The 21,718-nt window shown below is 66.9% G+C and carries 17 protein-coding genes and 1 rRNA gene; 14 read left to right on the top strand and 4 right to left on the bottom strand.

The window, feature by feature from the left end; genetic code table 11:
- The first annotated feature begins 15 nt into the window (after nt 1-15).
- The 11 genes from rrf (at nt 16) to Q0A15_RS03840 (ending at nt 10,809) form a co-directional block, all read left to right on the top strand.
- Nucleotides 16-134 (top strand): 5S ribosomal RNA (gene rrf / locus Q0A15_RS03890).
- Nucleotides 135-362: 228 nt separating this feature from the next.
- Complete coding sequence (locus Q0A15_RS03885) at nt 363-1,865, top strand: hypothetical protein (RefSeq protein WP_291278224.1); 1,503 nt, start codon at nt 363-365, stop codon at nt 1,863-1,865.
- Nucleotides 1,862-2,746: an HAD-IIA family hydrolase gene (locus tag Q0A15_RS03880; RefSeq protein ID WP_291278223.1), complete on the top strand. Its 885-nt coding sequence runs from the start codon at nt 1,862-1,864 to the stop codon at nt 2,744-2,746. The genes Q0A15_RS03885 and Q0A15_RS03880 overlap by 4 nt, the downstream gene beginning before the upstream one ends.
- The gene (locus Q0A15_RS03875; RefSeq protein ID WP_291278222.1) at nt 2,743-3,087 is read left to right on the top strand and encodes a hypothetical protein; all 345 of its coding nucleotides are present in this window, start codon (nt 2,743-2,745) and stop codon (nt 3,085-3,087) included. The genes Q0A15_RS03880 and Q0A15_RS03875 overlap by 4 nt, the downstream gene beginning before the upstream one ends.
- Nucleotides 3,084-3,929: a TlyA family RNA methyltransferase gene (locus Q0A15_RS03870; protein WP_291278221.1), complete on the top strand. Its 846-nt coding sequence runs from the start codon at nt 3,084-3,086 to the stop codon at nt 3,927-3,929. Before Q0A15_RS03875 ends, Q0A15_RS03870 begins: the two co-directional genes overlap by 4 nt.
- A 31-nt stretch (nt 3,930-3,960) precedes the next feature.
- Nucleotides 3,961-5,004, top strand: coding sequence for an NAD kinase (locus Q0A15_RS03865; protein ID WP_291278220.1), 1,044 nt, complete (start codon nt 3,961-3,963; stop codon nt 5,002-5,004).
- 110 nt (nt 5,005-5,114) lie between these two features.
- Nucleotides 5,115-6,911 carry a DNA repair protein RecN gene (gene recN, locus Q0A15_RS03860; RefSeq protein ID WP_291278226.1) on the top strand — a complete coding sequence of 599 codons (1,797 nt, stop codon included), beginning with the start codon at nt 5,115-5,117 and terminating at the stop codon, nt 6,909-6,911.
- A gap of 14 nt (nt 6,912-6,925) precedes the next feature.
- On the top strand, nt 6,926-8,608 hold the full coding sequence (locus Q0A15_RS03855) for a CTP synthase (protein WP_291278219.1): 1,683 nt from the start codon (nt 6,926-6,928) through the stop codon (nt 8,606-8,608).
- Between the two features lie 10 nt (nt 8,609-8,618).
- Nucleotides 8,619-9,461, top strand: coding sequence for an NUDIX hydrolase (locus tag Q0A15_RS03850; protein WP_291278218.1), 843 nt, complete (start codon nt 8,619-8,621; stop codon nt 9,459-9,461).
- Nucleotides 9,425-10,453, top strand: coding sequence for a site-specific tyrosine recombinase XerD (gene xerD / locus Q0A15_RS03845; RefSeq protein WP_291278217.1), 1,029 nt, complete (start codon nt 9,425-9,427; stop codon nt 10,451-10,453). The genes Q0A15_RS03850 and xerD overlap by 37 nt, the downstream gene beginning before the upstream one ends.
- Before the next feature lie 38 nt (nt 10,454-10,491).
- Complete coding sequence (locus Q0A15_RS03840; RefSeq protein WP_291278216.1) at nt 10,492-10,809, top strand: hypothetical protein; 318 nt, start codon at nt 10,492-10,494, stop codon at nt 10,807-10,809.
- Between the two features lie 88 nt (nt 10,810-10,897).
- Here Q0A15_RS03840 and Q0A15_RS03835 read toward each other — a convergent pair whose 3' ends face one another.
- Nucleotides 10,898-13,402, bottom strand: a complete 2,505-nt coding sequence (locus Q0A15_RS03835; RefSeq protein WP_291278215.1) for an FAD-dependent oxidoreductase — start codon at nt 13,400-13,402, stop codon at nt 10,898-10,900.
- Between the two features lie 262 nt (nt 13,403-13,664).
- On the opposite strand from Q0A15_RS03835, the gene purU reads away from it, so the two are divergent.
- Nucleotides 13,665-14,549 (top strand): formyltetrahydrofolate deformylase, encoded by an 885-nt coding sequence (gene purU / locus Q0A15_RS03830; RefSeq protein WP_291278214.1) that lies wholly within the window; start codon nt 13,665-13,667, stop codon nt 14,547-14,549.
- A gap of 103 nt (nt 14,550-14,652) precedes the next feature.
- Here the strand turns inward: purU and Q0A15_RS03825 are convergent, their stop codons facing one another.
- From Q0A15_RS03825 to Q0A15_RS03815, 3 genes are all read right to left on the bottom strand, one after another.
- On the bottom strand, nt 14,653-15,444 hold the full coding sequence (locus tag Q0A15_RS03825) for an IclR family transcriptional regulator (RefSeq protein WP_291278213.1): 792 nt from the start codon (nt 15,442-15,444) through the stop codon (nt 14,653-14,655).
- Between the two features lie 229 nt (nt 15,445-15,673).
- Nucleotides 15,674-16,891 carry a formaldehyde dehydrogenase, glutathione-independent gene (fdhA, locus tag Q0A15_RS03820; protein ID WP_291278212.1) on the bottom strand — a complete coding sequence of 406 codons (1,218 nt, stop codon included), beginning with the start codon at nt 16,889-16,891 and terminating at the stop codon, nt 15,674-15,676.
- A 200-nt stretch (nt 16,892-17,091) separates the two neighbouring features.
- Nucleotides 17,092-18,018, bottom strand: coding sequence for a LysR family transcriptional regulator (locus Q0A15_RS03815; RefSeq protein WP_291278211.1), 927 nt, complete (start codon nt 18,016-18,018; stop codon nt 17,092-17,094).
- Between the two features lie 166 nt (nt 18,019-18,184).
- On the opposite strand from Q0A15_RS03815, the gene Q0A15_RS03810 reads away from it, so the two are divergent.
- Complete coding sequence (locus tag Q0A15_RS03810) at nt 18,185-19,537, top strand: aromatic ring-hydroxylating dioxygenase subunit alpha (RefSeq protein WP_291278210.1); 1,353 nt, start codon at nt 18,185-18,187, stop codon at nt 19,535-19,537.
- Between the two features lie 206 nt (nt 19,538-19,743).
- Nucleotides 19,744-21,153, top strand: coding sequence for an iron-sulfur cluster-binding domain-containing protein (locus Q0A15_RS03805; RefSeq protein ID WP_291278225.1), 1,410 nt, complete (start codon nt 19,744-19,746; stop codon nt 21,151-21,153).
- The last annotated feature ends 565 nt before the right edge of the window (nt 21,154-21,718 follow it).

Genomic DNA, 21,718 nt, shown 5'->3' with positions numbered 1-21,718 from the left:
TTGGGGTGAAAGAGTTACGGCGGTCCAATAGCGTAGGGGAAACGCCCGGTCCCATCCCGAACCCGGAAGCTAAGCCCTACAGCGCCGATGGTACTGCAACCGGGAGGTTGTGGGAGAGTAGGACACCGCCGGACACAACCACAGAAGGTGTGGCCCCGCAGCCCCCCAGAACACCTGGGCGAGGCGCGGGGCCACACCCATACCCGTACCCAATTTCATGGAATTGGCCGGCCCGGCGTGACAGCAGTCTCCGGGATTCGTAGCCTCCCGCGCTCCATTGAACCGCATGCTGGCGGTAGACTGGGTCATTGCGCCGGTGGAGCAACGTCCTCCGGTACCCACGAATTTTTGAAGAGGTCTACGTGTCGAATCACGAAGAGGGTCAGGACTCCCGCGGTAGCGGTCGCTCCCAGGGAAGCCGCGGCTCCTCCGGCGGTTACCGCGGTAACAAGCGCAACGACAATGATCGTCGAGGCGGGTACAGCCGTGGCCCCAAGCGTGACGACCGCCGTGACAGCCGCGAGAGCCGTGACGGCGAACGTCGTGACTTCCGCGGGGGCGACCGCCGCGACAACCGTGGTGGGGATCGTCGTTGGGATGATCGTGGTCCCAAGCGTGATGAGCGCGGCGGGGATCGCCGTGACTTCCGCGGGGGAGACCGCCGTGACAACCGTGGTGGGGATCGTCGTTGGGATGACCGTGGTCCCAAGCGTGATGGCAACCGTGGCAAGCCTCAGGGCGCCGGCCGTGACCGGGGCCGCGGTGACCGTGAGGGCGGCCGCGTCGACACCCGTGCCTCCGTCCGTGAGTCCGGCGAGAACCTGCCCGATGTCGATCGCGACGTGACCGGGGAGGAACTCGACAAGTGGACCCAGCGCGAGCTGCAGTACCTCGATGAGTTCCACCGTGGTTGGGTCGCCCGGCACCTGGTGATGACCGCCCGCTATCTTGACGATGACCCGGAGCTCGCCTTCAAGCACGCCACCGCTGCGGCTCGTCGTGGTGGCCGTGTGGGCATCGTCCGTGAGGCCGTCGGCATTGCCGCTTACGCCTGCGGCAAGTACCAGGACGCCCTGCGTGAGCTGCGCACCTACCGCCGCATCACCGGCGACGACCAGCACATCGCCCTGATCGCCGATTGCGAGCGCGCACTGGGCCGCGAGGGCAAGGCCATGGAGACCGTGACGTCCCCTGAGGCTCGCGCGCTGACCGGCGCAGCCCGTGCCGAGGCCGCCATCGTCGAGGCAGGCATTCTGCTGGACGACGGCAAGACGGGTGAGGCGGTGAAGGCCCTGGAGATCTCAACCCTTGACATCAACCGCGCCTACGAATTCAGCCCGCGCCTGTACGAGGCCTACGCCGACGCACTGGAAGCGGACGGCGAGGAGAAGGAATCCAAGCGCTGGCGTGCACGCATCGCCGTGGCCGAGCGTGCCCTGGGCACCGTGGGAGACGACGAGGAAGCCATCGTCGACTTCGGCGAAGGCCCGGACGTGGACGAGCCGGCCGATCCCGAGGCCGTGGCCCTGATCGAGGCCCAGGAAGAGGAAGCACGCGAGGCCAAGCGCGCAGCACGCGAGGCCAAGCGCCAGGAAAAGGAACACGCGCAGCAGGAGGCCAAGGACCTGGCCGCCGCGAACGCCGAGGCCGAGGGCCTGAGCGTCGAGTCCGACGCGTCGCTTCCCACCGGTGGCGAGGACGAGGACGGGGACAAGCTCCCCGAGGGCTTCGAGGACCCCTTCGCTGGGCCGTTGAACCTGAAGGAGCAGGACGCCGACGACCTGGAGGCCTCCGATGATGCCTTCATGGGCTCCGATGCGGATGCCGAACTCGACGACGCGGAAGCCGAGGACGAGTCCCGGTGACCGCCTCCCCGATGCTGGCGGACCGCTTCGACGGACTTCTGTGCGATCTGGACGGCGTCGTCTACGCCGGCCCTGACGCCGTGGTGGATGCCATCGAGTCCCTGAACCGGGCCGCCGGCCTCGGACTCAAGATCGGCTTCGTCACGAACAACGCCTCGCGTCCCGCCCAGGTCGTCGCCGATCAGCTCAATGGTTTGGGTCTGGACGTGAGCGCAGATCAGGTCTTCGGATCCGCGGCGGCTGCGGCAAGTTTGGTGGCCGACGACGTGGCCTCGCGTCCAGGTGACTTCGTCACCAGAGGGCCGCGCGCCATGGTGGTGGGTTCAGAGAGCCTGCGCAACGAGTTGCGTGGGGTGGGCGTGGAGGTGGTCCGCACCGCCATGTCGCACACTCCTGAGACCGAACCCGACTACGTGGTTCAGGGCTTCGACCCGACCCTTGGCTGGACGGACCTTGCCGCGGCCGCCTTCGCGATCGAGGCAGGTGCCATCTGGGTGGCGACCAATACGGACACCACGATTCCTCGGGCGGAAGGGATCGCTCCGGGCAACGGCTCATTGGTGGCCGCGGTTCGAAGTGCGGTGAGCGTTGAACCCCTGGTCGCGGGGAAGCCCCAGCCGACCTTGATGCGTTTCGCTGCTCAACAGCTCGGTCTGCACGCACCTTTGGTGATCGGAGATCGTCTGGACACGGATGTGGCTGGTGGGGTCGCGGCAGGCTTCAGTACGGCTCTGGTCTTGACCGGTATAGACACCATGGCGTCTGCGGCCGCAGTCGGCCCTGGAGAGCGCCCCGAATTCGTCCTGAACACACTGGCTGACCTCTTCGTCGAGGTGTCACGGTTCGAGGCCGGTCGGAACGAGGCGGGAGTCTCGGCATGACCGAGCAGTCGGCGGGCGACGAGCTCCCGGAGAGCCTGCCCGAGAATCTGAATGAGGCCGAGCGCGAGCTGCTGCGCCCGATTCTCGATCTGGAGCAGCACCAGATTCCCTTCGATGACGATGTCACCAACGGCGTCGAGGTCACCGAGGCGGAGGAGTCCGCAACGGTTCCGGATCTTTCCGACCATGTGCAGGCCTATCAAAGCGTGCTGGACTCACTGACTGCCGCACTGGATGACGAATCCGCGCTGGGCGATGAACCGGACGGGGAACCAGGCACCGCCAAGCCCGAGCCCAGCCGACTGGTGACGCGGCCCCGCCAAGGCGAGGATCGAGCGTGAGCGAGCCACGCACGTCGGGCACTGGAGAACTGGCGCAAGTAACACGCACCGCTCGCCTGGACGTGGCCCTCGTCGAGGCCGGGCTGCAGCCTTCCAGGACGCGGGCGGCCAAAGCCGTGGCCGCCGGACGCGTGCGGGTGGATGGCCGTCCCACGACCAAGGCCTCGGAAACCGTGCGTGAGGGAATCGAACTGGAGCTGTCGGCGGATGCAGCGGATCGCTGGGTGGGGCGTGCAGCGCACAAACTTCTGGGAGCGCTCGAGACGTTCCCCCTGCCGGTGGCAGGCAAGGTTGCGCTGGACGCCGGTGCGTCCACAGGTGGCTTCACGCAGGTACTGCTGGAGGCCGGTGCCTCCCACGTCATCTCCGTGGACGTGGGGCATGATCAGTTGCATCCGGTCCTCGTGGCGGATCCGCGCGTGGAGAATCGCGAGGGTTTCAATCTGCGGCAACTGCGTTCCGAGGATGTCCCGGGTGGGGTGGACCTCATCGTGGGGGACTTGTCCTTCATCTCCCTCAGGCTGCTGGTGGCACCCCTGTCCTCTGTGCTGCGTCCCGATGGGGATGCGCTGCTGATGGTCAAACCGCAGTTCGAGGTGGGCAGGGAACGGCTGGCTCGGACCGGAGTGGTCACCGACCCTCGGGCACGGCGTGACGCCGTGAGCACCGTGGTGGACGCGGCAGAACGCGCCGGCCTGGTGGCCCTGGGCGTGGGGCGTTCGCAATTGGCGGGTCAGGACGGCAATGCAGAGTTCTTCCTGCACCTGGTGCCTGCAGCGCGGCCCAACATGCCACACATACCGGCGCGGGGGTCCTTGCTGGACACCGTTGACTATGGTTGAGGGCAGCAGAAGATCCTAAGCAGAGGACGGCATGAGGCGAATCCTGGTCCTGACCCATACGGGGCGGCGTGAGGCGGTAGGCATCGCCATTGCGGCGTGCGAGAAACTCAAGGAGGCCGGGCTTTCCCCGGTCATGAGGGCGGACGAGGCCGCGCAGATCCGAGCGTATCCGCACAGCGGCTTCCTCTCCGTCGAGGTCCTGGGCCGCGACGTGCAGTTGGACGACATCGAACTGGGCATGGTTCTGGGCGGCGACGGCACCATCCTGCGCACCGCCGAACTGGTGCGCGGTTCCGACGTGCCGCTGCTCGGGGTGAACCTTGGCCACGTTGGCTTCCTCGCCGAGAGCGACAAGGCGGATCTTGATTCCACCGTCACCGCGATCCTGAACCGTGACTACACGGTGGAGGAACGCATGACCATCGACGTGCAGGTCTGGTTCGACGGAGCCCGTCGCGCCCACACCTGGGCGCTGAATGAGGCCGCGGTGGAGAAGGCGGATCGCGAACGCATGATCGAGGTCGTGGTGGAGGTGGATGGGAGCCCGATCTCCACCTTCGGTTGCGACGGCGTGGTCATGGCCACTCCCACGGGGTCCACCGCCTACGCGTTCTCATCTGGCGGCCCCATCGTCTGGCCCGAGGTGCAGGCCCTGGTCATGGCGCCCATCAGCGCCCACGCCCTCTTTGCCCGGCCGCTGGTGGTGGCACCGGAATCCACGCTGGCGGTGGAGGTCCTGACCCGGACGGAGGCCCGTGGCGTGCTGTGGTGCGACGGCCGCCGCATGGTGGATCTGCCCGCCGGCTCCCGCGTCGAGGTCACCCGAAGCGATCATCCGGTACGTCTGGCACGGTTGACCCGGACTCCGTTCGCGAATCGGTTGGTGCGCAAGTTCCAGCTGCCCATCAGCGGCTGGCGAGGTCCGGCCGAGACGGCCGCGAATGCCGCGACCACGGCCCTCCCCGTGGTGGGGCCAGTGAACGTGGTGGAACCGCCCAGGAACCTGGAACCCCTGCTTCGTGACGAGTTCTTCGGCCCGGAACCGGTGCAGAACGAACAGGGGGAGACGCGTTGATCGAGAGCCTGAGAATCAGGTCGCTTGGTGTCATCGACGAGGCGGAGCTGCCGCTGGGGGAGGCCGCAGCGGCCGGGAATGCAGGCGCCGCAGGCAACAACCGCGGCGGCATCAGCGATGCGGAGCTTCCTCTCGGTCCCGGATACACCGTGGTCACGGGTGAGACCGGCGCCGGAAAGACCATGGTGGTCACCGCGCTCGGCCTGCTCACCGGCAAGCGGGCGGATGCCTCCATGGTGCGACGCGGGCAGCAGCGCGCCGTCGTTGAGGCCACCATCGTGGATTCCCCACAGGCACCAGCCCTTCAAGAGGCGGTGGAGTCCGGCGCCGAGCTGGACGAGGACGACGACGGCCGTTCGGTGCTCTACCTGTCCAGGACGGTCTCGGCTGAGGGCCGAGGACGCGCCCACGCGGGCGGCCGCAGCGTTCCGGTGGGAGTCCTCGGCCGGATCGGGGACCAACTCGTGGCGGTGCACGGTCAGTCGGACCAGCTCCGGCTGCGCGGCACTGCCGAACAGCGGGCGGCCCTGGATGCCTTCGGCGGGGCGCCGCTGGCCCGGGCGACGCAGGAGTACTCCTCCGTCTTCGACAGCCTCCGCGCAGCCCGCGAGGAACTCACCGAGATCCGCGAACGCGGCCGGGAGCGGGCCCTGGAGGCGGAAACCCTCCAGCAGGCGCTCGAGGACATCGACGCCGTGGAACCCCGTCCGGGGGAGGACGCGGAACTCGATGCGCGCGCCCAGCGGCTCTCCCACGTGGAGGAGCTGCGAGAAGGTGCCCATGCCGCCCATGCTGCGCTGCTCTCCGAAGAGATCGGTGAGGCCGTGGACGCGGTGTCCCTCGTGGACGCCGCCAAGCGCGCACTCGAGGCCGTTGATCGTGACGACCAGCAGCTCGCGGAGCAGACCCAGCGTTTGCGGGAGGTCGGCTACATCCTTTCCGACGTGGCCACCGAACTGGCAGGCTACGTGGAGAACCTGGACGCGGACGGTCCGGCAGAACTGGCCGAGGTGGAGCAGCGCCGTGCCGCACTGGCCCAGTTGCTGCGGCGCTACGCATCGGGTGCGGAACCGAGCATCGACGATGTCCTGACTTGGGCCGAGGCCTCCAGGGTCCGGCTCAACAGCCTGCAAGACGACCCGGGCAGGGCCGAGGCACTGGAGGAGAAGGTCCGGGCGCTGACCCAGGAACTCACCACCGCAGCCCGGAACCTGCATGCGCTGCGTGTCGACGCGGCGGAGCGGCTCAGCGAGCGCGTGGACGAGGAACTGCACGCATTGGCGATGCCCCATGCCCGCCTGCAGATCGCGGTGGAGGCCGCGGAGCCGGCCTCCCACGGCGCGGACGAGATCTCCTTCCTGCTGGCCCCGCATCCCGGCGCGGATCCGCGTCCGCTGGGCAAGGGCGCATCGGGTGGCGAGCTCTCGCGTGTGATGCTGGCGTTGGAAGTGGTGCTGGCCGAGGTGGACCCGGTACCGACGTTCGTGTTCGACGAGGTGGACTCGGGCGTGGGCGGTGAGGCCGCCGTGGAGATCGGCCGCAGGCTGGCCCGGCTGGCCCGTCATGTGCAGGTGGTGGTGGTCACGCACCTGCCGCAGGTCGCAGCGTTCGCAGACCGGCATCTGACGGTCACGAAGACCACGGAGAGCGGCGGTGCGGCAGACGGAGGCGTGACCACGTCCGACGTCGTGGCGCTTGACCATGGGCAGCGGATCACCGAATTGGCACGAATGCTGGCCGGCCAGGCCGGTTCCGAGGCGGCCCGCGCGCACGCGGCGGAGCTGCTGGAGGATGCGGCCAAGGAAGCCGCGTCCCGCAGCGAGGCTTCGGCATCACGTTCCGGGGCGGCGGCGAAGATCACCGCGAAGAAGACCAAGAAACAGGGACCCCAAGACAGCGGTCGATGATAGGGTGAAGTTCCGTGGTGCAACGAAACTTTCCTCGGCAGCGGTCCAATGAGACCACCAAGCACATCTTCGTCACCGGCGGTGTGGCGTCGTCCCTGGGCAAGGGGCTGACGGCCTCTTCTCTGGGTAATCTCCTTCGCTCGCGCGGGCTCTCCGTGACGATGCAGAAGCTCGATCCCTATCTCAACGTTGACCCGGGAACCATGAACCCGTTCCAGCACGGTGAGGTCTTCGTGACCGATGACGGTGCGGAGACGGATCTGGATATCGGTCACTACGAGCGCTTCCTGGACGAGAATCTCGTCGGGACGGCCAACGTGACCACGGGCCAGGTGTACTCCACGGTCATCGAGAAGGAACGCCGCGGCGATTACCTCGGTGACACCGTGCAGGTCATCCCGCACATCACCGATGAGATCAAGCGTCGTATGCGCCTGGCCGCCACCGAGCCCGGCGAGGGCAAGTCCGCCCCCGATGTGATCATCACCGAGATCGGCGGCACGGTGGGTGACATCGAGTCGCAGCCCTTCCTGGAGTCCGCACGTCAGGTGCGTCAGGACATCGGCCGCGGCAACGTGTTCTTCGTGCACGTGTCCCTGGTCCCGTACATCGGCCCCAGCCACGAACTGAAGACCAAGCCGACCCAGCATTCCGTGGCGGCGCTGCGCTCCATCGGCATTCAGCCCGACGCCCTGGTGATCCGCTCCGACCGTGAGATCCCCATGGACATGCGAGCCAAGATCGGCCGCACCTGCGACGTCGATCCGGAAGCCGTCATCAACTGCGCCGATGCACCGAGCATCTACGACATCCCGGTCACCATCCACGCCCAGGGCCTCGACGCCTACATCGTTCAGTCCCTCAGCCTGAAGTTCCAGGACGTGGACTGGACCAAGTGGAATCAGCTGCTCAAGGCGGTCCACCACCCCAAGCACGAGATCGAGGTGGCCCTGGTCGGGAAGTACGTCGACCTTCCGGACGCCTACCTCTCCGTGACCGAGGCCCTGAAGCACGGCGGGTTCGCCAACTCGGCCAAGGTCAACATCCGCTGGGTCCGCTCCGACGAGTGCGCCACCCAGGAGGGTGCGGCCAAGGCGCTGAAGGGTGTCGCGGCGATCTGCGTGCCCGGCGGCTTCGGCATCCGTGGACTGGAGGGCAAACTCGGCGCCCTCACCTACGCTCGAACCCACGGGCTTCCCACGCTCGGCCTGTGCCTCGGCCTGCAGTGCATGGTCATCGAGTACGCCAGGAACGTGGCCGGCCTGGAGGGTGCATCCTCCACCGAGTTCGACCCCGACACCACCGTGCCGGTCATCTCCACGATGGCCGAGCAGGAGCAGTTCGTGGACGGCGCGGGTGACCTGGGCGGGACCATGCGCCTTGGCCTGTACGAGGCCAAACTCAAGGAAGGCTCCGTGGTCTCCGGCGTGTACGGGGGAGCCACCTCGGCCTCCGAGCGCCACCGCCACCGCTACGAGGTCAACAACGCCTATCGCGAGCAGCTGGAGGAAGCCGGCCTCGTGGTCTCAGGCACCTCTCCGGACGGTCACCTCGTGGAGTACGTGGAACTGCCGAAGGACGTTCACCCGTACTACGTCTCCACGCAGGCGCACCCGGAGCTGACCTCACGTCCCACGCGCCCCAACCCGATGTTCGCGGGACTGGTGGAGGCCGCGCTGGCCTACGTGGGCCACTGACGGGTTCGCCATGACTGAGCATCCCTCACGCAAGAATGCCGTGGATCCGGCCGCGCTACCCGGCTTCCTCTCCGGTGACCAGGTTTCCGGGCGGCAGGAGGCGTCGTCGGCCATGCCCGACGGCGCCGCGTCGGGCGCGCTGCCGGGCCCCCTCGGCGGTTTGGTCGACGCCGCGGCCAAGGCCGCGAAGGCGGTCGCCGATCGCGCACTGGGGGCCTCCGTCGCCGACGTTCCGGTTGAGGGGGAGCCGGACTCCAGTGAGGTCCAGTATCACGGCCGGATCTGGGACGTGGTCTCCGAGACCTTCACCATGCCCGGCCAGGACGAGCCGCTGACCCGCGACTTCATCGAGCACACCGGCGCCGTGGCGATGCTCGTACTGGATGACCAGGGACGCATTCTGCTGCAGCGGCAACGTCGCCAGCCGGTGCGCGCTCAGTTGTGGGAGATCCCGGCCGGGTTGTTGGATGTCGACGGGGAATCCGGGCTGGCCGGAGCCAAGCGCGAACTCTTCGAAGAGGCCGACCTCGAGGCTGCACGCTGGGACACGCTGGTGGACTTCTACACCACGCCTGGCTCCTCCTCAGAGGCCATCCGCATCTACCTGGCCCGCGAGCTGAGCGAGGTCCCCGAGGGGCAGCGCTTCACCCGCGGAGAGGAAGAGGCGGACATGCCACGGGTGTGGCTCCCCGTCGCGGACGCCGTCGCGGCGGTCCTGAGCGGCCGCATCGGCAATCCGTCCACGGTGGTGGGCATTCTCGCGCTCGCCGCACACCAGAGCACCGATTTCCAGCAGCTGCGTCCCGCGGACGCGGAATGGGCCGCGCGGCCGGAGGCCGGAGGCCGACTCTGACGCCGCAGCTGGGTAGGGCGGGCAACGGGGCCGGGAACCCGCCGTCGGACAGTGGATCCGACGCCCTGCGGCGCGGGATCGACGCCTACTTGAATCACCTGCGGGTGGAACGCGGGCTCTCCGCCAACACGTTGGCCGCGTACCGGCGCGACCTCGCGCGGTACGAGGCGCACCTGCGAGGCCGCGACATCCTCGCCCCGCAGGGCATCGCCGCGCAGGATGTGACAGCTTTCGCCGCGGCCCTGGGCGATGGCGCGGACGGCGCAACGGCGTTGGCTCCCCGCTCGGCCGCCCGCTGCGTGGTCGCGGTGCGCGGACTCCACCGTTTCTGGGCCGAGGAGTCCATCACCGCGGAGAACGTCGCCGCGGACGTGCACCCGCCCTCCACCGGGCAGCGGTTGCCCAAGGCGCTGCCGCTGGCCGACGTGGAGGCGCTGCTCGCCGCGCCGGATCCAGACACGCCCGCGGGGCTGCGGGACCGGGCGCTGTTGGAGTTCCTCTACGCCACCGGCGCTCGCGTGTCCGAGGCCGTTGGCCTGGACGTGGACGATCTGCACCTGGAGGCCCCGGAGGACGGGGGACCGGCCGTGGTGCGCCTCTTCGGCAAGGGGTCCAAGGAACGCGTGGTGCCCCTTGGTTCATACGCCGTGAAGGCGCTGCAGGCCTACCTGGTGCGAGCGCGCGGCCCGCTGGCGGCCAAGGGCAAGGGAACGCCGGCGTTGTTCCTGAACCTGCGTGGCGGGCGACTCTCACGGCAGTCGGCCTTCACGATCATCAGGGCCGCCGCCGAGCGCGCCGGCATCACGCGCGAGGTCTCGCCGCACACCCTGCGGCACAGCTTCGCGACCCACCTGATCGAGGGCGGCGCGGACGTGCGGGTGGTCCAGGAATTATTGGGTCATGCCTCCGTCACCACCACACAGGTCTACACGCTGGTCACTGCGGACACGCTGCGTGAGGTCTTCCTGACCTCGCATCCTCGGGCGCGCTGATACTGGTCAACCTGCGTTCATGGGTTCATGATGGAGTCATGACCCACAACGATTTTCTGATCAGACCAGACCTCGCCAGGGCCGCCCGCGCCTTGACACAGGTGTCCATCGACGATGTCGCGTCTGAAGCTGGTATCGACGCCTCCAAGGCGCGGGCCTTCGAACAAGGCGTGGGCCCATTGACGTCGGAGGAGAACCTCAAGCTGCAGGCCGCGCTGGAGACGTTCGGGGCCGTGCTGCTGCCGGAATCCGACGATGCAGGCTACGGCGTGCGTCAGAAGTACAACAGCGTGAAGGTGGCTCGCCTGGAGAATCTGGAGAACGAAGGCGGCCTGGCCGCCGACGACGACGTCTGATGCGTTGATACGTACAACAAAGGTGCCCGACGACGCGACTGGAGTCGCGTCGTCGGGCACCTTTGTTGTGTGGGCGGCTGGTAGGTGCTCAGGCGCGGATCTTCTCCATCCCCGGATCCACCATGACATCCGCCTGGACGGTGGCGGGGAAGCGCTCGCCGAAGTACTCGACCTCCACGTTGTCTCCCAGCTCCACGTCGCCGGGCAGCCAGGCGTAGGCGATGGGATGGCCGAGCGTGTAGCCGTAGGCCGCTGAGGTCACGTACCCCACCGCCGATTCGCCGCCGGGGAGGTAGACCGGCTCCTTGCCCAGGATGATGCTCGCGGGGTCGTCGATGGTGATGGTGCGCAACCGCTTGGTGGTGGCCGCCGCACGTGCCTCGAGGGCCTCAGCACCGACGAACGGGCCTTTATCCCTCTTCACCGCGAAGCCGATACCGGCCTGGTCGGGCTCGTGCTCCGTGGTCATGTCCGAGCCCCAGGAGCGGTAGCCCTTCTCCAACCGGAGCGCGTCGAAGGCGTTGCGGCCGGCGGGGATGATGCCGTACTCCCGGCCGGCCTCGAAGATGAGGTCCCACAGGCGGGAACCCAGGTCCGCGGTGGTGTAGAGCTCCCAGCCGAGCTCGCCCACGTAGGACAGACGCATTGCGGTGACGGGGACACCGGCCACGGAGATCTGATGCACGCGGAAGTACTTCATGTTCTCGTTGGAGACGTCGTCCGAGGTCAGGGAGGACAGGACGTCGCGGGCGTGCGGGCCCCACAGACCGATGCAGCAGGTTTCGGCGGTGATGTCACGGACGGTGGACCACAGGGTGGGGTCCTCGGCAGCGAGCAGCTTGGCCTGCCTTTGGAGGTAAACGAGGTCGGCATTGGTGTTGGCTCCCACCTGGTACACCTCCTGGCTCAGACGGGCCACGGTCACATCGGAGGCCACGCCGCCCACCTCGTCGAGGAACAGCGTGTAGGTGACGGCGCCCGGCTTGCGCCGCATATTGGAGGTGGTGAGGCGCTGCAGCAGTTCCTCGGCGCCCGGACCTTCCACGATGAGACGCTTCAGCGTGGTCATGTCATACATGGCGACGTTGGTGCGAGTCTTCCAGGCCTCCGCGGCCGTGATGGGTGAGGTGAACTCGGCGGCCCAGGGGGCACGCTCCGGCTCGCGCCATTCCTCGGGAAGCTGCTCCAGAAGGGAGGCGTTGGACTCGTACCAGGCCGGACGCTCCCAGGCGGAGGCCTCGAGGAACACGGCGCCGAGTTCCACCTCCTGGGTGTGGAACGGAGAGAGGCGAACGTCGCGCGGGGAGGCCGGCGGCTGCTTCGGGTGAATGATGTCGTAGACCTCGCGGAATTGCTGCTGCGACGTCTCGGAGACGTACTCCGGGGTGGTCTGGACGTCCTCGAAGCGGTGCAGGTCGAGGCCGGAGAGGTCGGTATCCGAGTAGCCCTGGGTGAGGACCTCGGCCACGGCCTTGGCGACGCCTGCCGAGTGGGTCACCCATACGGCCTCGGCCACGAAGAACCCGGCCACGTTGCGGGACTCGCCCACCAGAGAACCACCGTCAGGGGTGAAGGAGAAGATGCCGTTGAAGCCGCGCTCAACCTGAGCATTCTTCAGCGCAGGGAGCATCTCCTGGGTGTGTGCCCACTCGTTGACGAAGTCCTCCGGGGTGAACTCCAGCGAGGAGGGCATGTGGTGGGCGTCGAACTGCTCGGGGGTGTAGGTCGGCAGATCCGCCATGGTGGCCGGCATGGGCCGGTGGGCGTACGAGCCGATACCGATCTTGTCCCCCCATTCGCGGTAGTACAGGGAAGCGTCCTGATCGCGGATGATCGGCAAGCTGCCGCCACCGACCTCGTTCTTCCGGGCCACCAACTCCGGCAGGGGAGTGGACCACGCAAATTGGTGGGCCAACGGCAGCAGCGGCACAGGGGTGTCCGCCATGGCCCCGACGTGGGCTCCCCAGAACCCGGCGCAGCAGACCACGATGTCGGCGGGGAAGCGGTCCTCGCCGGCGAGGACGGCGGTCACCTTGCCGCCGGTCTGTTCGATCCCGGTCACGGTGGTCAGATCGCGGTACTCCACCCCCGCCGCGCGGGTGCGCTCGATGAGCAGCGAAGTGCCTTGCGCGGCGAGAGCACGGCCGTCCGTGGGGGTCCAGAGTCCGCCCAACACCTTGGAGGTATCAAGCATGGGGTGCAGCTCTGCGACGCGGTCGACGTCCACGACCTCGGCGGGGACGCCGTAGGAACGGTTCCATCCCGCGCGACGATGCAGCTCGGTCAAGCGCTCAGGGGTGGTGGCGATCTCCAAGCCTCCCACCGAGCGGAAGCAGCTGGTCCCGTCCTCCTGGATCATCCCGGAGAGCTTGGAAATCGTGTACTGCGCGAACTCGGTCATCGTCTTGGATGAATTCGTGGAGTAGACGAAGCCGGGGGCGTGGAAGGTGGACCCGCCGGGGAGGCGCAGGGGACCCTGTTCCAGGACCAGGATGTTCTCCTGGCCGCGGCTGAGTAGTTCGTCTGCCAGGTTGGCGCCGACGATACCTGCGCCGATGATCACGATCCGGGGCTGGGGGGAGGTCTTAGACATCTGCGGTGGCTCCAAGGTGAGGTGGTGATGTTGCACGATACGCACGCGTTGCGCTGTATGCGACTATTCTGCGTTGTTGTCCTGGATCACACAAGAGCCCGATTCGCATAGGCGGAAGAATTCACTAACCTGATATATCAGGGCTTGCGCGTGGGGTGCTGGGGACTGACAATGGATGCATAAGGTGCAACGTGTCGCGTATCACGCAACACGCTGACCGATGTGAACTCCGCCCGAACCCTAGCGAGAAAAGCAGGCCAGCATGACCACTTCTTCCGCCGCCTCCACGGACGCCAAGAACCACTACGTCCTCACCTATCACTGCCCCGAGCGCATCGGTCTGGTGCACGCTCTGACGGGCGTGCTGGTTCAGCACCAGGGAAATGTGGAGGAGCTCAAGCAGTTCGATGATCCCCGCACGGGGCACTTCTTCTTCCGTGCCGAATTCACCCTGCCAGGAGGTGAGGCGGAACTCGACAACCTGCGAGGCGACCTCGACAAGCTGGCCGAGGAGACCGAGGCCGAATGCTCCGTCCGCCCCAAGGAACAGAAGAAGCGCGTACTGCTCATGGTCTCCAAGTTCGGCCACTGCCTCGAGGATCTGCTCCACCGCGAGCGTCAGGGCGAACTGAACGCAGAGATCGTCGCCGTGGTCTCCAACCACCCCGACTTCCGGCAGACCGTCGAATGGCACGGCATCCCGTTCTTCCGGATCCCCGTCACCAAGGAGACCAAGCCAGAAGCAGAGGCCCAGCTGCTGGAGCTCGTGGACCGTTTCGAGGTGGACCTGGTGGTCCTGGCCCGTTACATGCAGGTGCTCTCCGACAACCTGAGCCGCGAACTCTCCGGCAAGGCGATCAACATCCACCACTCCTTCCTCCCCAGCTTCAAGGGTGCCAAGCCCGACCACCAGGCCTACGACCGCGGGGTCAAGACCGTGGGGGCCACCGCCCACTACGTCAACCACGAACTGGACGAGGGGCCCATCATCGCCCAGCAGGTCCAGCCCGTTGACCACACCTACCTGCCGGAGGACCTCGTGGCGGTGGGGCGTAACTCCGAATGCAAGGCACTCGCCGACGCCGTGAAGTGGCACTGCGATTCTCGCGTGTTCCTCAACGGCGGCCGCACCGTGGTGCTCACCTGATCCTGGTCTGTTCGGAGCTGATTCGAGAGTCGCTTGTGTCGTGTGAATCGAGGTTCACGCGGCACAACTGACTCTCGAACTGTGTGGCCGGGATTGGGCTCGTTCAGGGGCGGGCGTGCAGGTGCCCCAGGCGGCGGGAGAGCTCATCCGCGTGGATGCGCAGGCGCTCCGCCACGGCCGGAAGGTCCGTCTCCTTGAGCCTGAACGACGGCGCCGTCAGGCTGAGCGCTGCGATGACGCCTCCGTCGGAATCGAAGACGGGCACGGCAACGGCATTGGTGTCCTCCTGCCACTCGGAGATCGCGGAGGCCCACCCGCGTTCCCGTACCTCTGCCAAGGCCCTGCGCAATGCCGCCGGGTCCACGATGGTGGTGGCCGAGAAACGCTCGGCACCAGCGATGGCGGACTTCGCAACGTCCGGATCGGCGTAGGCCAGCAGCACCTTGCCGGATGAGGTGGCGTGTCCCGGGGTGTGGCGGCCGATGAATTGATCCCGGACCGCGACCGCAGAGGTACCCGTGGCCTGCGCAACGTTGACTGCGTAGCCGTCCACGAGCACGGCAACGTTGGAGGTCTCATCGAGCTCGGCGGTGACCTCGGTGCAGATCTGCGCCCCCTCCCGCGCTAGCGTGGTGCGCGACGTGACGGCGCCCGCCACGCGTACGGCACCCGGACCCACCATGTAGTTTCCGTCGTCGCGGTGTTCCACGAAGCGGCGCTGCTGCAGCGTGGCCAGCAGGCGGAATGCCGTGGAACGGTGGACGCCCAACTCCTTGGCCAGGGAAGACACGCTGGTGGGACCGTTGTCGGCGAGCAACTCGAGCAGTTGCAGCGCGCGGTCCACCGCCTGGACGGGGGCGACGTCTGCACCGGACGTGGTGTGGGTCTCAGCCATACGTGCAGTCTATGCAACATGTTCCGCGATGCGCACTACCTGGTTGCTTGTTGGCGACGGGCGGTGCCCGGCGCGGTGCCTCACCGGCGCGGTGCGTCACCGATGCGGTGCGCGACGGGCACGGGGCGCGGCCGCGGGCGGCCGCCGAGCCACGCCGTCGGGCACAGGTCCCGGCGCGCACGAAGGCCGCGCCCCCACACGGGGAGCGCGGCCTCACGAAGGGGGCGCGTCAGCGGCCTGCGATCACCCCGTGCGGGTCCAGCACGAACTTCTGCGCGGCACCCTGGTCGAACGCGGCGTAGCCCGCGGGCGCCTCATCCAGCGTGATCGCGGTCGCGTTGACGTTCTTGGCGATGGTCACCTTGTCGTTGAGGATGGCCTGCATCAGGCCGCGGTGATAGCGCATCACGGGGCACTGGCCGGTGGTGAAGGAGAGTGCGCGCGCCCAACCCAGACCGAAGCGCATGGACAGCGAGCCGATCTTGGCCGCCTCGTCGATACCGCCCGGATCACCCGTGACGTACAGGCCGGGGATGCCCACGGAGCCGCCGGCCATGGTGATGTCCATGAGCGAGTTCAGCACGGTGGCCGGGGCCTCGTGACTGGAGTCGCCGCCGTGGCCCTTGGCCTCGAAGCCCACCGCATCGATGGCGCAATCGACCTCGGGAACGCCCAGGATCTGTTCGATCTGATCGGCCGGCTCGCCCTTGGTCAGGTCCACGGTCTCGCAACCGAAGCTACGGGCCTGGTCAAGGCGCCCTTCGTTCATGTCGCCAACGATGACCACGGCGGCGCCCAGCAATTGCGCGGCGGTCGCGGCGGCCAGGCCCACGGGACCGGCGCCGGCCACATACACGGTGGACCCCGGCTTGACGCCGGCTCCGACGGCACCGTGATAGCCGGTGGGGAAGATGTCGGAGAGCATGGTCAGGTCCATGATCTTCTCCATGGCCTGATCGCGATCAGGGAACTTGAGAACGTTCCAGTCCGCGTAGGGGACCAGGACGTATTCGGCCTGGCCTCCGACCCAGCCACCCATGTCGACGTAGCCGTAGGCGGAGCCGGGGCGATCCGGGTTCACGTTGAGGCAGATGTGGGTGTTGCCGATCTTGCAGTTTCGGCAACGTCCGCAGGAGATGTTGAACGGAACGGAAACGAGGTCCCCGACCTTGATGAACTCGACATCCTTGCCGACCTCGACCACCTCACCGGTGATCTCATGCCCAAGCACCAGGCCCTCCGGGGCCGTGGTGCGGCCGCGCACCATGTGCTGGTCGGAACCGCAAATATTGGTTGCCACGGTCTTCAGGATGACGCCGTGGTCCACTCGGCGGCCCACATTGGCGGGGTTCACGCCCGGACCGTCGTGGAGAACGAAATCGGGGTAGTCCGTATCGATGACGGCGACCTTGCCAGGACCCTGGTAACTGACGGCCTTGTTGCCCATGCGTGAGCCTCCTTGCTCATGAAGTGCTGCTGGGATGTCCGATGGGCAGCGCGTTGGATGTGTCGCTGCCGGACATCTCAAGCCTGATGACTTGGGTCACATCGGGTCAATGGGTTCAGAGCAACAGTTGTCGACAGAATTTCGCACGGTATCGTGCGGGAATCGTGCACGGTGCGGCCGGATGTTCCTGCGGAGAAGGCTCAGCCTTCCTCCTCGAGCCTGCTTTCCACGATCTGTTGTGCGGTGGCGTGCAGGGTCTCGAGGCAGAGCCGTGTCAGCGGTGAGCGGCTTGACCCCGCACGAACGGCGGCCACGATCTTGCGGATCGGGCGGCGGCCCTCCCGAAGCCTTACGCGGACCACATCCCGCGCACCCACCAGGGGGGCCAAGCGTGGAAGCAGGCCGATGCCCACACCGGCCTGCACCAAGGCCAACGACGTCTCCCACTCGATGACGCGGTGGGCCACGCGCGGCGTCTGGCCGGCTGCGGCGAACGCCGCAGTGAACAGGGCCTGATACACGCCGCCGTCCTCGCCGGTGATCCACGGTTCTCCTGCCAGATCTGCCAGGTCGAGACTGGTGGAACCCGCCAAGGGGTGATCCGCATGGACGATCACATCCAGGGGGTCGTCAAGCAGCGGGATCTGTTCGAAGCGCGGATCCGTGACGGTGGTGGCCTGCATGGCGATGATGACGGCAACGTCGATCTTCTCGCTCAGGAGGAGCTCGAAGCAGCGGGTGGGATCGGCCTCGATCACCTGCACCTCCATGGTGGGGTGCGTCCGGTGCAGCGTTCCGGCCAACGGTGCCAGGAGATTGCTCGCGGCTGTGGAGAATCCGCCCAAGCCGAGTTTGGACGGAGTCGCATCACCGGCTGCGAAGGCCGCCGCCTTGACGCGTTCCCACTCGGCCATGAGGCTGTCGCTCCCGTCCACCAGGGCCCGGCCGGTGGAGGTCAGATACAGGCCTCGCCCCGCCTTCACCACCAGCTCCATGCCCAGGCTGCGCTGCAGCTCTCGCAACTGGGAGGAGATGGCGGAGGGGGAGTAGCCGGTCATGGCGGCTGTGGCGTGGATGGTCCCACATTCTGCGAAGGCTCGGAGGGTGACGAGCCGAGGATCAATCATGCAAACATTCTGCACGATGAACCCGATAATTAACCGATGTTTCTTGGAGCTTTTGCGGCCTAATCTGGGGTGTGCGCACCGGTCTGACTTCCGACAAGGAAGCCCAGGATGATCTCCACCCACATCAGCCTCGCTCACTCTCGAGCCCGCACCTCAAGGATGCCGCATGACCATTACCTCGCCGGTTCCCGGGACCCATGGCCGTCTGAACTCTAAGGTCCCCTCGGAACAACTGGCAGAACTGCGCGATATCTTTGCGCAGCGTCGTCCGGGCTTCAGCCTCGACGCACCGTTCTACGCCGATCCCACGGTGTTCTCCTGCGACATGCAGGGGATCTTCGCCAAACAGTGGATCTTTGCGGCCTCCATCGCAGAGATCCCGGAACCTGGCGACTACGTCACCGTCGAGTTCGGTCCCTCCGCACTGATCCTGCTGCGCACTGAGGATGAGGACGGTAACCCAGGCGGAGTCAACGTCCTCCACAACGTCTGCCGCCACCGTGGCGCCCGCGTGCTCACCGAGCGCGCCGGCACCACCGGGAACATGGTGTGCGGGTACCACTCCTGGACCTACAACGAGACCGGCGCCCTGATCCACGCCTCTGCGCCCGGCCAGGCCGACTTCGACAAGTCCTGCTACGGCCTCAAGACCGCCCACTCCAAGATCGTGGCAGGCCTCATCTTCGTCTGCATGGCGGATGAGCCGCCCACGGACTTCGACGAGGTCGCCAAGATCATCGAGCCCTACCTGGCACCCCACGAGATCGCCTCCACCAAGGTCGCGTTCCAGCAGGAGCTCGTGGAGGAGGGCAACTGGAAGCTCGTCATGGAGAACAACCGTGAGTGCTACCACTGCGACGGCCACCCCGAGCTGGCCTGTTCCCTCTTTCCGACATGGGGCCTGTCAGAGGGCATCATCCCGCCGCACCTGGAAGAGGCCTGGATGCGCAACCTCGAGGCGGAGGCCGCGCTGCAGGACCGGTGCGATCGCTACGGTCTCCCGTACAAGGTGATCGAGGAACTCGACACCCGCGTGGCCGGCTTCCGCATCTCGCGTGAGTCCTTGGACGGCGAGGGCGAGTCCTTCTCCGCGTCCGGCCGCCGCCTCTCCAAGAAGCTGCTGGGCGACCTGCGCGACTTCCGGCTGGGCCGCTGCTCCCTGCACCTGCAGCCCAACAGCTGGTTCCACCTGCTGGGAGACCACGTCATCACCTTCGGCGCGTTCCCCGTCAACGAGCACCAGACGGTGGTGCGCACCACCTGGCTCGTGGCCTCCGACGCCGTCGACGGCGTTGACTACAACCTCGACGAGCTCACCCACACCTGGAAGATGACCAACGTCCAGGACCGCGCCTTCGTGGAAATGTGCCAGACCGGCGCCTCCTCCCCGGCCTACGAGCCCGGGCCGTACATGAAGAGCGAATACCAGGTGGAGGCCTTCATCTCCTGGTACGTGGAGCGCATGCGTGAGTACCTCGGTGTGGACGCGGTCTCCTCCACCGGTGAGGTCACCGCATGACGGCGTCCACACGCACTCGCAAACGACGGGGGTCGGCACCCGCGATGTCAGACGACGCGATGTCGGACGAGGTTGTGCGCGACGACGCCGTGCCCGACGACGCCGCGGGGGCCGCCGCGGCCACGCCGCTGCCGCCGGTTCCCCCTCCGCCGCCCACCGGCGCGCTGCCGGAGGCCGCTGCAGTACCGGTTGCCCCCAACACTCATATGGAGCACATCCGTGGTCTGGAGATGCCCTGGAACCGGGCGCTGCAGCAGAACAACGCGGTGGGCGCAGCCGCACGCGCCCTGGGCCCATGGCACCCGCAGGAGTTCACCGCCGAATGCGTCGAGGTGATCCCTGAGGGCGGCAACATGAAGACCTTCGTGTTCCGCCGCACGGACGGGGCCCCGTTGTCCTTCCGCTCCGGGCAGTACGTCAACATCGCGGTGCCGGCCCACGGACGGGACGCCGAGCCGGTGGACCGGAGCTACTCGCTTTCCTCGGCGCCGACTCAGCCGTGGACCTTCGCGATCACCGTGAAATTGGACCCTGCAGGTCTGGTCTCACCGTGGATGCACCAATACCTGCACCCGGGCATGGTCGTGGAGATGCTGGGGCCGGTGGGCGCCTTCCACCTGCCCGACTACGACCGCCGTGCCCGGTATCTGCTACTCGCGGCCGGTGCCGGGATCACCCCCATGATGTCGATGGTCCGTACCATTCACTCGCTGCCCGGACGCGCCGACGTCGTCCTGCTCTATCACGGCAAGGGGCCGGGGGACTACGCCTTCACCGAGGAACTGCAGCACCTGGTCTCCGTGGATGATCGCTTCACCGTGCACTGGTCCATCGGCAGCCGCGGCGCACCCACCGACTGGGCCTGGCTCAAGGGACGCCTCAGCCTCGAGATGATCAACGAGGTGGCGCCAGACGCCAACGGGCGGCAGGTCTACGCCTGCGGTCCCGCCGGATATCTCGAGGCAACCCACCAGCTCGTCAACGCCGCAGGTGTGGATGACACGTCCTTGTTCATGGAGTACTTCACGGACACGTTCACCACCCGTAAGGAGTACGCGGCGGAAGTTGCGGCCGCAGCCGACCTGGCCGAGGCATGGGCGGAGGAGAACCCGATCCAGGCCTCCGCCGCCGTGGCGGAACCGGCCACCGGGGCACTGCCGATCATCCAGCTCCCCGTTACCGATGACTCGCAGACCACGCAACTTCCCAGCCCAGATGCGTCGGCGCTCGCCGAGGGCGCGGATGCACCCGAGGAGGCACCGTCGTCGGGCATGGCAACGGTGATGCCGGCGGCGGTACCGGCCACCGGGGCTGCGTCAGGTGAGGTCGCTGAGTTCCCGACTGTGGGGGAGGGTGCGCTGACCATGACCTTCCTGGGTTCCAAGATCAAGGTGCGCATCGATCCTGACGGGAACGTGCTCGACGCAGCGCGTGGTGCCGGTATACGTATCGGAGCCAACTGCAAGGAGGGTATGTGCGGGTCGTGCAAGTCCATCCTCGTTGAGGGGGACGTGGACATGAACCACCAGGGCGGCATCCGTGCCCGAGAGGTCGCCAACGGGAAGTTCCTGCCGTGCTGCTCCACTCCGAAGTCGGACCTGGTCATCGACGCCTGAGCCCCGAACCTGGAAAAGCCCCAGGCTTTCCGTCACCGCCTCATGGATTATCCATGCTGCGGTGACGGAAAGCCTGGGGCTCGCTCTTATTGTAACGGTGTCCGATCACCTTGTGTAGGAATACTAGGCAGTCTCCGAAGTATGAACAACGATAGTTCATGTGATTTCGTGGGTCCTCGTCGGCCGGTTAGTTCATTGAAGGGTCGGTCGATTCGTGCATGTCTAAGTGTGCGCGCTATATTTGTTGTCATGCTATCAACTCTTAAATATTGCACTGTTGGAATTGTGTCACTCATCGGCGTGTCGATGGTGCTGTCTGGTTGCTCGTCGTCCGACGGCAAGACTGCGGCGGGCCAGTCGTCGGCGAGTGTATCGCCGAGCGTGTCAGCCAAGGATGAACCTTTCGCTCTGCCGGGGCTCAAGCGGCTCTTCGGATTTGGGGGTGTAGGCGGTTGTTAGTCACGGGTGTGGGTGAAGTGGGTGCGGAAGCCGCCGGCTTCGAGGAGTGCTCGGATGCGGTAGTAGGTGAGGTTGCGGAATCCCAGCGCCGTGCCGCGGAGGTGTT

This window comes from Galactobacter sp. (assembly GCF_022712295.1).
In the GTDB taxonomy this organism is placed as follows: domain Bacteria; phylum Actinomycetota; class Actinomycetes; order Actinomycetales; family Micrococcaceae; genus Galactobacter.
The sequence above is the reverse complement of the archived record's forward strand: the minus strand, read 5'-3'. Positions and strand labels throughout refer to the sequence as shown.

Bases quoted from the DNA above. Each gene is read 5' to 3' on its own strand.
- Q0A15_RS03840 (WP_291278216.1), top strand. From the start codon at position 10,492: ATGACCCACAACGATTTTCTGATCAGACCAGACCTCGCCAGGGCCGCC.
- Q0A15_RS03835 (WP_291278215.1), bottom strand. From the start codon at position 13,402: ATGTCTAAGACCTCCCCCCAGCCCCGGATCGTGATCATCGGCGCAGGT.
- Q0A15_RS03815 (WP_291278211.1), bottom strand. From the start codon at position 18,018: ATGATTGATCCTCGGCTCGTCACCCTCCGAGCCTTCGCAGAATGTGGG.
- purU (WP_291278214.1), top strand. From the start codon at position 13,665: ATGACCACTTCTTCCGCCGCCTCCACGGACGCCAAGAACCACTACGTC.
- xerD (WP_291278217.1), top strand. From the start codon at position 9,425: ATGGGCCGCGCGGCCGGAGGCCGGAGGCCGACTCTGACGCCGCAGCTG.
- Q0A15_RS03865 (WP_291278220.1), top strand. From the start codon at position 3,961: ATGAGGCGAATCCTGGTCCTGACCCATACGGGGCGGCGTGAGGCGGTA.
- Q0A15_RS03805 (WP_291278225.1), top strand. From the start codon at position 19,744: ATGGAGCACATCCGTGGTCTGGAGATGCCCTGGAACCGGGCGCTGCAG.
- Q0A15_RS03875 (WP_291278222.1), top strand. From the start codon at position 2,743: ATGACCGAGCAGTCGGCGGGCGACGAGCTCCCGGAGAGCCTGCCCGAG.
- Q0A15_RS03810 (WP_291278210.1), top strand. From the start codon at position 18,185: ATGACCATTACCTCGCCGGTTCCCGGGACCCATGGCCGTCTGAACTCT.
- Q0A15_RS03850 (WP_291278218.1), top strand. From the start codon at position 8,619: ATGACTGAGCATCCCTCACGCAAGAATGCCGTGGATCCGGCCGCGCTA.
- Q0A15_RS03825 (WP_291278213.1), bottom strand. From the start codon at position 15,444: ATGGCTGAGACCCACACCACGTCCGGTGCAGACGTCGCCCCCGTCCAG.
- fdhA (WP_291278212.1), bottom strand. From the start codon at position 16,891: ATGGGCAACAAGGCCGTCAGTTACCAGGGTCCTGGCAAGGTCGCCGTC.